We start from the raw sequence: 10306 nt of genomic DNA, 5'->3' as shown, positions 1-10306 counted from the left end.
ACGGCGCCGTCGTCGGAGACGAGCTCGACGCCGAGCTGCTGGCCCCACTCCTCGTAGGCGGTTCGGCTGGCCTGGGCGGCAGCGATCATCCGCGGGTCGGCGTGGGCATGGCGGAAGATCCGGGAGACCCCGCCCGACTGGCCGTTGCCAGGCACGCCCTGCTCGTAGACGCGCACACTCACGCCGCGCTCCATCAGCGCGTAGGCGGTGCTGAGGCCCACGATGCCGGCGCCGACGACGGCGACCTCGGGCTGGTCCTGTGACGTTGACGAAGATGTCTGGGTCATGGCTCAACCCAATCAGGAATGGCGTCCGACATGGCCCAGCCGAACGGGTGAGACCGACTCAGACCCGGATGACCTCGAGCAGACCCTGTCGGTGTCCGGGGCTGCCGGCAGCACTCTGCGCACACTTCGTGTCCGGCTTGCTCACGCCGCCCCGCGCCGCTCGTCCAGGAGCCGACCGACCCAGGTCGAGGCCGGCTCCGCGAGCAGGTCGTAGGCCTCGCGGAGCAGCGCAAGGTCTTCAGGTGTGACCACATCGCCGATAGCTGCGATGACGCCTGGATCGACCAGGACGGCATGGACGATGGCCCAGGTCTCCCAGCTGCCCAGGTCGTCGTCCCAGTCGTCCCTCGTGTCCCCGTCGTCCTCGTCGTCCTCGTCTTCCCACTCGTGCTCGCGACCGGGGTCGGCGAACAGGTCCTCCAACGTCTCGCGGACCAGGAGCAGCGCGGCCCTGGCTCGGTCGGCCGGGTCGTGGCGGCCGCCGGGCACGGGGTCGCCGAGGAACGATCCCAGCACCAGGTCGACCAGCACCAGGGGCACGTCGCTCATGAGGCCGGTCCAGGTGGGACGTTCAGCGCGAGTCAGACAGCCCCCGGCCTTCGCGGAGTCGCGCAACCGGTCAAGCCAGTGCTCCGGGTCCGCTGCTACCGCGCATGCCAGGGCTCGAGGCACCTCGAGCGGGGCACTCTCGAACATCACCCCGCCACCAGCCGGCACCAACCGGCCGATCGCCGTGCTGCCGGGCAGCAGGTGGAAGGCGGATCCGACGTTGGGTGTCTCCACCGTCGCGAGGCTCGCCTGGTCGAGCCAGAGCAGGGTCGCGCCACTGGCGCCCAGGTAGGTGAAGCCGCCCATGGGGGCGTTCACCCACTCGTGAACGCGGTCGGCGCCGGCGACCAGGTCGGCCGAGGCGCCGTCCGCGAGGAACGCATCGAGGCCGCCGAGCTCGAAGAGGTGCACCTGCCGGTAGACCCAGTCGTGGTCGACGATCCGGGTCCACTCGTCATCGTCGACCTCTTTGTGCCCGGGTTCGGGGAGTGGCGTCCTGCCGTGCAGGTCGGTCACGATCCGCACGGCACGACGGGTCCTCGTCCGGGCGGCTCGACCACGGTCTGTCTGCGACAGGTGTTGGAGCGCCTGCGCGAGGATCCATCTAGAGATCGCCCACCGGGGCGCAGCGGGTCCGAGGTAGAGCAGCTGGCCGAGTCGGACGATGCGTGACGGCCTCCAGAACGGCGTGCCGTCGGGCGCGAGTGGGCGGCGCTCCACCGCCTTCAGCGCGCCAACCGCATCACCGCGGCTCTCTGCCGTATCGGCGTCCAGCATCGCCCACAGCCAGGGCTCCATCCCGGCGACGGGGTCACGCGGTACGTCGGCAGGCTTGCGGGTGCGCGACTGCCGCTGGTTGCGTGGTCTCTGCCTGTTCGACATGGCGTCACCCGGCCAACGTGTCGGTGTCGGTCACGGCGTCGATCAGCCACAGCGCCTCGTCGCAGCGCCGGCGCGCCGGGTCGGGAAGGGTCTGCGCCAAGCCGCGCCAGGCAGCGGCGTGTGCCGGGAGGGCGAAGCGGGCCAGCAGCCGCGCGGAGACGAGCTCGTCGAGGAGCAGCTCGGACACCAGGTGCCGCTTCGCACTGACCTCGTCGGACGGCAGGGTGAGCGCGGTCTTCAGCGCTTCCGCCACCATGGTGCTCGGCGGTCGAGGCAGGAGCTCGCCGATCGGGTGACCCAGCAGGGCGGCCCACGCGTGCTGGGGAAGGTCGGCGGTCAACGAGCGGTCGGGCAGGTGGGAGAAGGCAGGCGCAAGGCCACGCGACCGGGTGCGGGCGGCGAGCACGTCGAGCCACTGCTCCGGACGGGCTGCTACCTCGCGGGCGATCCGGGCGTCGACGGCCAGTGGCTGACTGTCGAAGAGGTGTCCCGGGCCGGTGTCGGTGGGCACGACGCGACCCAGCAGGTGGGTGCCGGGCGGGTGCAGGCAGGTGACGCCCAGGTCGAGGAGCTCGCGCTCCTCACCATCGACGGCATCGGCGATCGTCAGGACCTCCCCGTCGGCGCCGACCACGCGGTAGCCACCCATCGGCGCCTGCACCCATTCGTCGACGTGCTCGCCGAGCGCCAGGGCACCGGCTGCCTCGGGCATCGCGACGAGGTCTGCCAGGCCACCCAGGTCGTAGACGTCGGCCTGGCGGACCACCCAGTCGCAGCTGAAGATGAAAGGACCGACCTGCTCGAGCCACGTGCAGCCCAGCGCCTCGATGGGGATCCCGTGCGGGTAGAGCACCGGCACCACGCGCTCGAGCACCCGACCCGAGCGCCGGGGCTGCCCGTAGAGCTCGTGGCGGTGGGCCATCGCGGTGAGGAAGCGGGTGACCAGCCACCGTGGTGCGGCCTCGCCGAGGCCGGCCAGCACGGACAGCATCGAGCCGTGGTGAGACTCGACGAACATCGGCACCGAGCGGTGCCGCTCGAAGGCGGTCGACCAGTCGCCACACAGTTCGGCCGCCGATGCCTCCTCGACCGCGACCTCGTGGTCGTAGGTCATCTGACTCGCGATGGAACGGTACGGACTGTCGGGCGGGCTCCAGCCAGCGGCGGAGCGGGACGGGGTGTGCTTGCGTGACCGAGACATGGCCCGAGCCTGCGCCGCCGCGATGATCGCTTCCAGGGAGTCGGAGCATCCTGTGAAGAACTCCCGACAAGCTCCAGCCTGTGGACGTTTCGCGGCCTATCGGCGCAGGGTGCGATCGGCCAGGGCGACCAGGTCGTCCCCGGTCAGGCCTGGCCAGCCGTGCAGAGCCTGCCGCCAGGACTCCGGGACGGCGCTCGCTCCCCACCGCGCACCCAGCAGCCCGCCGGCGATCGCGGCGACGGTGTCGGTGTCGTTGCCGATGCGTACGGCGTTGTGCAGCGCGTCCTGGAGGTGACCGGCCGGGTCATCGGTCGGGACCGGAGTGCCGAGGATCGCGGCGGTCGCGGCCTGCAGCGCGGTGACCGTGAAGCCGTTGGGGGTGAAGCGGGCGCCCGGCACCGCGCCGCCGTCGTACGCAGTCGCGTCGTCAAGCCAGTCGACCCACTGCTGCCGACGCGCCTCGTCGAGCAGGTCCAGCCCGGCGCGCACGTCGAGCTTCTCCTCGGTGACGGCGACCCGGATCGCTTCGCACCACAGCACGCAGGACTCACCGGCGAGCGGGTCGGCGTGCGTGAGAGCTCGGCGACCAGCCGCGCCGCCTGCGCGAGCCGGTCGCGGTCGTCGAGGTGAGCGAGCGCGACCGGGGCCGTGCGCATCAGCGCGCCGTTGCCGGCGGAGTGCGGGTGGTCGAGGGCGTAGGTCCGCGCTTCCTCGCTCATCACGCGACTGGCGCCGGTCTCGCCGGCGTCGAGGCGCCATCGCGTGGCGCTGAGCACCGCGCTCGTCTGGATGCCGATGTCGGCCGGGCCACCGTCGTACCAGGTCAGGAAGCCCTCCGCGATCGCGTCGAGCGCCTCGGCCGAGGTCAGGTCGGCCCCGGCGGCCGCGACCCGCGCGATGGCCGCCGCCATCGAGGTGTCGTCGCTCCACTCCCCCGGCGCGAAGTTGCCGAGGCCTCCACCGGTCATCTCAGCGAGGACGCCTGGCGACGGCGGCGTGCCGAACTCGTAGGGCACACCAAGTGCGTCGCCGGCTGCCGTGGCAAGCAGAACTCCGCGGGCGCGATCGAGTGCGGCGTCGTCCGTCGAGGGGAGGTGTGAGGAGGCCATCTGCCGACAGTAGATGCGGGCACCGACAGTCGGCCTGGGGGCGATCGGTCCTCCCCACGGATGAGTGCTTTCGGTGCCAGACCTCGTTACGTTCGGTGCCATGGCTTCCGAGAACGACAAGTTGTCCCTGGCCGGTTCGGTCTCGCTCGGGACGGGGGTGATGATCGGTGCGGGGATCTTCGCGCTCGTCGGCCAGGTCAGCGAGCTAGCGGGCAGCCTGATGCCGCTCGCTTTCCTGGCCGGCGCCGTCATCGCGGCCTTCAGCGCCTACTCCTACATCCGCTACTCCGCCACCAACCCGACCTCGGGCGGCATCGCGATGCTGCTCAAGGCGGCGTACGGACCCGGCGTCGTCGCCGGGACCTTCTCGCTGTTCATGTACGTCTCGATGGTGGTCGCCCAGAGCTTGTTGGGGCGCACCTTCGGCACCTATGCGCTGCGTCCGTTCGGCCTCGAGGACTCAGCGCTCCTGGTGCCGGCGCTCGCCGTGGCTGTGATCGCGGTCGCGGCCCTGGTCAACCTGGTGGGCGTCGGCTTCGTGGAGGGCTCGGCCACGATCAGCGCGGGGTTCAAGATCCTCGGGATCTCGGCGCTGGCCATCGCCGGCATCGTCGCCGCCGGACCGGCCGCGCTGGGCGACGTCCTCACGACCGACCGCGGCGCAGGGGGCGGGCAGGCAGACGGCGTCCTGGGCTTCCTGGCCGGTACGACGCTGTGCATCCTGGCCTACAAGGGGTTCACGACGATCACCAACCAGGGCGCCGAGCTGCGGGAACCGAAGAAGAACCTCGGACGGTCGATCACCATTTCCATCGCGCTCTGCACGGTGGTCTACGTGCTGCTGACGGTCGCGGTGGCGGGCAGCCTGAGCGTCGACGAGATCATCGAGGCTCGCGACTACGCCCTGGCCGCCGCGGCCGAACCGCTCTTCGGCTCCTGGGGAGTCGGCCTGACGATCGCGCTGGCGGTCGTCGCGACGTTCTCCGGCCTGCTGGCGAGCATCTACGCCGTGACCCGGCTCTACGACATGCTGCGCGACATGGGGCAGGCACCGAGCCTGCCGTCCGCGGTGCGGCACCAGTCGCTGGTCATCACCGCGGGATCGGCGATCGTGCTCGCAGCCTTCCTCGACCTGAGCCAGATCGCCTCGATGGGCGCGATCCTCTACCTCTCGATGGACATCGCCATCCACTGGGGCGTCATCCGGCACCTGCGCTCCGATATCCAGGCCACGCCGGTGATCCCAGCCATCGCGATCGGACTCGACGTGGCCGTGCTTGGAGCGTTCGTGATCATCAAGGCCCAGACCGACCTGCTCACTCTGGCCGTGGCGATGGGCATCGCCGGGGCGGTCTTTGCCAGCCAGGTGGTCATCACGCATCGTGCGGAGCACGAGGAGCAGGCCGCCTGACGGCGATCGTTCAGCCGGTGCGTCGGGAGCTGAGCTCGGGCGCGGCGATCATCGCCAGATCCTGCCACCACGCCAACCGGGTCGGACGCCCGTCGTAGTCGTGGCGCTGGTTGGCGCCGCTGGTGCCGGGCAGCACGAACACCTCCGACCGACCGATGCCCCACCCGGCGAGCCCGAGGCCCGGCGGTCGGTGGCCGAGCGCCCTCGCGGCACGGGCCGCCGTCCCCTTCGCGGTGAAGGCGACGAATGCCGGCTCCCACCGCTCGACCTTGGCCACCAGCTGGTCGATCTCGACCCACCCGCGATCGGTCTCGTGGTCCCAGTGCCCGACGAGGTCGGCGAGACCCAAGCCGTACGACGCAACCTGCGCGTCCTCGTCGGGTCGCAACTGTCGCCGGGTGAGGCCGGAGAGGTGCAGCGACTGCCAGAAGCTGTTGCCGGATGAGGCGTAGTAGTGGTCTCGACTCTTGGTGCTCTCGGCACCGGCCATCCCGCAGAACACGATGACCGGGTCGTCGCCGACGATGGCGGACAGGACCTCCATACTGCACGTTCTCATGCGAGCCGGGGCGCTCAACGCTGAAGCCCACTGTCGAAACCGAGAGGCTCCACGCACGCGCGGGTCGTGCGTTCCTTCGGGTGGGCTCGCATGGCCATGTTCACACTCGTAATCACCACTGGGCGATACGCCAAGCTGCTAATCGAGCGAAAGCGCCCCGTATCCAAAGACATGCAAGCTGAGCACGTCCACCTCTCTGCGTGGATCACCAAAGAACGCAGCTAGCCGCGAACTCACGCGAGCAAACGGCTTTTCTCGGACTCTCCCTGCTTCGTTCCAGTTCGCAAGCGGCACCACCAAGAACAAGTGCTGAGCATCGGGTGCAATGTGCGCTTTCCACAGGTCTTTTAGATCATGATTGTTTGTGGTCGTACCGCCTCGCTCCACCTCCGCAAGAATCCCGCGACCCGCATCCAAGGAGAAGTAGAAGTCCGGGCGAGCTTGGGTCACAAAGCCGTCTTGAGGCGTCAGAACAACCTCCTCGCTGAATCCAATGACACCTTGTAGAAGGCCGGCGACTATGCGCTGCACTGCCATGCTCTGCGCCCGGTGGATGTGCACCCGGGCGATCGCTGGCTCGCTCTCCTGCAAGTGGGCGGAGAGTTGCTGCGCCAGGTCATCAACGCGTGCGATCTCCTCTGTTTCCTTATCTGTGAGGGCTGCTCGTGTGAAACGCGAATACCGAAGGAGATCCATCGAGCTAGCTTCAACGGAGGCGACGGGTTCCGCAACGAAACGCAATAAGGCCCGCCCCTGTCGGGACGGACCTTATTTGGCGAACTAGTGGTGTCAGCTGTCGAATCTCATCCGAATGTCACTCCGAATCTCACGGCAGCAGGAGCACACAGCCTTGATCACGTGAGTCGATGGCTGAACGCGTTGTTGAACTCGCTGTCCAGTTTGACCAGGGCCCGCTTCGCTGTCGCGGTGAGGCGGATGGCGTCGCCTTGCTTGAGGATGGCGTAGGCGACCGCGACGTGGCCGGGCGTCTTGATGCCCTCTCGGCGGCCCCAGTCCTGCAGGGATTTGGCGATGGGCTGACCGTCGGCGAGATCTTCGAGGGCAACCTTCCTGCTGGGTCTAAGCATCGGGGTGACCACGTCGACGTACTGCTGATGCTGAATTAGGTCTTCGGACGCGAGGCCCTTGGGGAGGTGGAAGACGCGCTCCTTGCGGACGCCTGCGGAGATGAGTGCGTTGCGGTGCTTGTCTCCGCCACCATCACCGTCGGTCAGGTAGACGACTTTGGCTGCGATCTCTTCCATGTGCATGCCGTAGGCGTGCGCGTTGGAGAGGCCGGGGGCAATCTGGTAGTTGAGGTCCGACTTGCCCGTGGCCATGCGGATGAGGGTCGGCAACAGGACCATGTCGGCGGGGCCTTCCGATAGAACTGCGCGGCGGCAGACCGAGAAGGCTGCCGCTGACGCCCCCATGGCGTACAGCAACGGCGCGAAGCCGGGTTCCTCGTTTGTCCAGAAGTCCGCCTTGAGGTTGCTGGAATCGTGTTGCTGCTGGTTCTTGGAGAGCAGCCGAATGCTGGTGCCGAGGTCGGTGGGTAGGCATCCTGGGGAGTGGGTGGTGTAGAAGACCTGGGTTGCGTTGACGTTCTTGAGGAGCACGCCGACGAGGTCGGCCTGTGCGTCGTAGTGGAGATGCGTCTCCGCTTAGTCGATCAGCAAGATCGGGGGGACGGTCAGGTGTTGAGCGGCCAGGAACGCGGACAATGCGATGAACGTGCGGAGTCCGTCGCTACGTTCTTCGATGTCGGTGACCGACCCCTTGCGTCCGAGTTCCTTGAGTCGAACTTCGAGTCGTCGGGCGTCGACCTTGATGCGCACCGCGACCTTCGCCTGGTTCCAGGCTTGGCTGTAGAACTCTTGGAGGTTCTCGTTCGCCGTCTCGATGTAACTCTCTTGGTTGCTGCCGTCGCTGATCGCGATGAAGTCCCACAGGGTGTGGACGTCGATGTCTGCAACTTTCAGGAGGTTGGCTAGGGCTGGCTGCAGGTTGTTGCGCGCTGCTTCCTCGGCGAGGGAGTGGACAGTGGAGAGTTCTCGGTCTGCCTCGTTGAAGAGGATGAACTTGGGAACACGTTTGCGGAGTCTCTTGCGTCCGGTGTCACGCGGGTGGTCGGTGGACGCGATCTCCATGACTGCGCGGAGGTAGTCGGCGGTCTTGGAATCTCGGGGGTTACGTCCACGACCCGTTGAGGGAACTTCTTCTAGCCACTCCACGAGGTGCTTCACCGCGTCGATCGTGTCCGAACTCCACGCGTCGTCAGGTGCTGCTAGCGCGGCATCGGCGGTGGCGCACCAGTCGCTGGCTGTTCCTTCGTCCTCATCTTCGAGGTCGAGTAGAGCGGTGAACTGATCGTCGAGACGCCTGCGAGTGGATGCGAGCCGGGCTCGTGCGGCGTCGAACGGCTTGGGGTTGCGCTTTGGCCAAGGCGTGAACCCGAAGGCCGGTGACCCGTCCTTGCGTCGTTCGAGGACGAAGAGGGTGGGCATCTCATTGAAGTCGAGGTCAGCGATGAGGGCGAGGTCCTCGGCTTCGAGTTCGTACTTGGCCCATATCACCCGGTCGTCGTCCTCGACAGGGTGACTGCGATTCATGAAGCCGACCGGCAGTGCTGTCGCGTCGTCAGCGGTGAGCCATACCAGGGCCTCCAGCAGGCTGGACTTGCCTGCTTCGTTGAGCCCGACGAAGGCGATGATGTCGCCGTCGACGTTGCAGCCGGTGTTGGCGAGGCGCTTGTAGCCCTCGAAGTCGATGCGGGTGCAACGCATGGTGGTCCTTCTCGTGGTGCCGTCAGAGGTTGAGGCCGTGGGCTTCGGCGAGGATGTCTGCAGCCCACGCGAATCCGTGCTCGCGCAATTTTGGGATGAACACGTGGATCGGCGGGATGTTGCTGCAGTAGGGCTCAGCGCAGGGCCCCTCCCACAGCCCCCCGCCGGGGCCGTTGTACAAGCCCCCTCCTGGTGACGTGGACAGTCCTCCGCCGGAGTACACGGACAGACCCCCACCCGAGTACACGGACAGTCCTCCGCCGGAGTAGACGGAGAGCCCTCCACCCGAGTACACGGACAGCCCTCCGCCGGAGTAGACGGAGAGCCCTCCACCCGAGTACACGGAGGCCCCACCACCGCTCCCGGTGTACAGACCGCCGCCCGGACTTGTCGAAAGACCCCCGCCTGGCCCCGAGTAGCGGTCGCGTGGCCAGGTGTTGCGAGTCATCGCTTCCTCATTTCTTGTCCCGGGGCGGGAACGGGTCGTTCCCCGGTGCGACAGTGTCGGAGTTGCGGATCTTGCCGTCGCGTCCGTGGATGCGAACTTCGCCGCCTCCGGCGTTGCTGACGATCTCCTTGGCGCGGGCGACTGCTTCCTTCTGGGTGTCTGTGTGGGCGCTGGACCGCGATGCCCCTGGCTTCTGGACGTCCCAGCCGCCGTTCTTGCCGGGGGTGACGTGGCGTCGGTTGGTGTTGTTCATTGGTGCCTCCCGTGATCGTGCTGTGGTTGTGAAGGTAGGTGGCGGCACCGACAACTCATGGCACTCACCACGGGCTCACTGAGGATGCAGTGAGTCCGGAGGGTCCCCAACGAGTCCGCCTGCGGCGTGGCCGCCGTCGGCCCGTCTCCCCGACGGCGGCGTAGATGGCCGCTAGCGTGCGGGGCACCGCCGGTGAGGCGGGGTCCGGGTTCTCCTGGCATGCAGGCTCCCCAAGGCCATCGGCGTGGGGAAGAGACGCCTGTCGTGTGCGACGCGGACGCGTTGCATCTTCTAGGGGAGCATTTCTTCTCGCGGGTTCCCGGCATGACACGCCGTATGCGAGTGGCCATCTAGCGAACTGGGTTGCCCACGTCTACGAGCAGCGTCTGCGCTGCGACGCCCACCGGGATTCGCTCTTGCTCGATGCGGCGGTGTCCGGTCCACGCTGGGTCGGTGATGCGTTCGTAAACGGCCCGCTCGCCGGCGGTGAGGTGCGGCAAAGGCTTACGGGTGACTGTGGTGAGCGCTTGGCACCTGGTGTCTGCGTTGGTGCCGTAGGGCTCGTACTGGTCGTAGGTGGCAAGGTCCATGAGGATGCTGGTGACGGGTACTCCGTCGGCTCGCCAGCCGTTGAGGATTTCGTAGCCGTGGGCGTCGATGTCGCCCCAGTAGTAGAGCCGGGGCGCGCCGGTGAACCATCCGAATGCGGCGGCGGTTTTGCCGCCGAACCCGCCGCCTTCGACGGCGATGCCTTGGGGGATGGGCGGGAAGTGGATGGCGGTGTCCTTGTTCTCGCTGATGACGACTGCTTGCGGTTGGTA

Annotated in this window: 11 protein-coding genes and 1 pseudogene; 1 reads left to right on the top strand and 11 read right to left on the bottom strand. The window is 67.7% G+C overall.

The annotated features are described in order from the left end of the window. From VOI19_RS06845 to VOI19_RS06825, 5 genes and pseudogenes are all read right to left on the bottom strand, one after another. A partial coding sequence (locus tag VOI19_RS06845; RefSeq protein ID WP_323792211.1) for an FAD-binding oxidoreductase occupies positions 1 to 287 on the bottom strand: 287 nt, incomplete at its 3' end. Between the two features lie 141 nt (positions 288 to 428). After that, a complete protein-coding gene (locus VOI19_RS06840) occupies positions 429 to 1718 on the bottom strand; it encodes a hypothetical protein (RefSeq protein WP_323792210.1) in 1290 nt (429 codons plus the stop codon). A gap of 4 nt (positions 1719 to 1722) precedes the next feature. Continuing rightward, positions 1723 to 2832 (bottom strand): hypothetical protein, encoded by a 1110-nt coding sequence (locus VOI19_RS06835; RefSeq protein WP_323792209.1) that lies wholly within the window; start codon positions 2830 to 2832, stop codon positions 1723 to 1725. A 183-nt stretch (positions 2833 to 3015) separates the two neighbouring features. Next, a complete protein-coding gene (locus VOI19_RS06830) occupies positions 3016 to 3459 on the bottom strand; it encodes an ADP-ribosylglycohydrolase family protein (protein ID WP_323792208.1) in 444 nt (147 codons plus the stop codon). Positions 3460 to 3560: 101 nt separating this feature from the next. Beyond that, positions 3561 to 4028: pseudogene (locus VOI19_RS06825) on the bottom strand (ADP-ribosylglycohydrolase family protein); the annotation flags it as partial. Between the two features lie 100 nt (positions 4029 to 4128). On the opposite strand from VOI19_RS06825, the gene VOI19_RS06820 reads away from it, so the two are divergent. Further along, positions 4129 to 5439 carry an APC family permease gene (locus VOI19_RS06820; protein ID WP_323792207.1) on the top strand — a complete coding sequence of 437 codons (1311 nt, stop codon included), beginning with the start codon at positions 4129 to 4131 and terminating at the stop codon, positions 5437 to 5439. A gap of 10 nt (positions 5440 to 5449) precedes the next feature. Here the strand turns inward: VOI19_RS06820 and VOI19_RS06815 are convergent, their stop codons facing one another. From VOI19_RS06815 to VOI19_RS06790, 6 genes are all read right to left on the bottom strand, one after another. Continuing rightward, on the bottom strand, positions 5450 to 5983 hold the full coding sequence (locus VOI19_RS06815) for a mismatch-specific DNA-glycosylase (RefSeq protein ID WP_323792206.1): 534 nt from the start codon (positions 5981 to 5983) through the stop codon (positions 5450 to 5452). A 153-nt stretch (positions 5984 to 6136) separates the two neighbouring features. Then, positions 6137 to 6694 carry a hypothetical protein gene (locus tag VOI19_RS06810; protein WP_323792205.1) on the bottom strand — a complete coding sequence of 186 codons (558 nt, stop codon included), beginning with the start codon at positions 6692 to 6694 and terminating at the stop codon, positions 6137 to 6139. Positions 6695 to 6852: 158 nt separating this feature from the next. Further along, on the bottom strand, positions 6853 to 7617 hold the full coding sequence (locus tag VOI19_RS06805) for a hypothetical protein (RefSeq protein ID WP_323792204.1): 765 nt from the start codon (positions 7615 to 7617) through the stop codon (positions 6853 to 6855). 45 nt (positions 7618 to 7662) lie between these two features. Next, the gene (locus VOI19_RS06800) at positions 7663 to 8784 is read right to left on the bottom strand and encodes a hypothetical protein (RefSeq protein WP_323792203.1); all 1122 of its coding nucleotides are present in this window, start codon (positions 8782 to 8784) and stop codon (positions 7663 to 7665) included. Between the two features lie 455 nt (positions 8785 to 9239). Continuing rightward, positions 9240 to 9485: a DUF2188 domain-containing protein gene (locus VOI19_RS06795; RefSeq protein WP_323792202.1), complete on the bottom strand. Its 246-nt coding sequence runs from the start codon at positions 9483 to 9485 to the stop codon at positions 9240 to 9242. Positions 9486 to 9835: 350 nt separating this feature from the next. Further along, a partial coding sequence (locus VOI19_RS06790; protein WP_323792201.1) for a DUF2220 domain-containing protein occupies positions 9836 to 10306 on the bottom strand: 471 nt, incomplete at its 5' end.

Origin of the sequence: Nocardioides sp., from assembly GCF_034670285.1 — a bacterium.
Classification (GTDB): Bacteria; Actinomycetota; Actinomycetes; order Propionibacteriales; family Nocardioidaceae; genus Nocardioides.
Note: the sequence above shows the minus strand (reverse complement) of the source record. Positions and strands in the feature narration are given on the sequence as shown.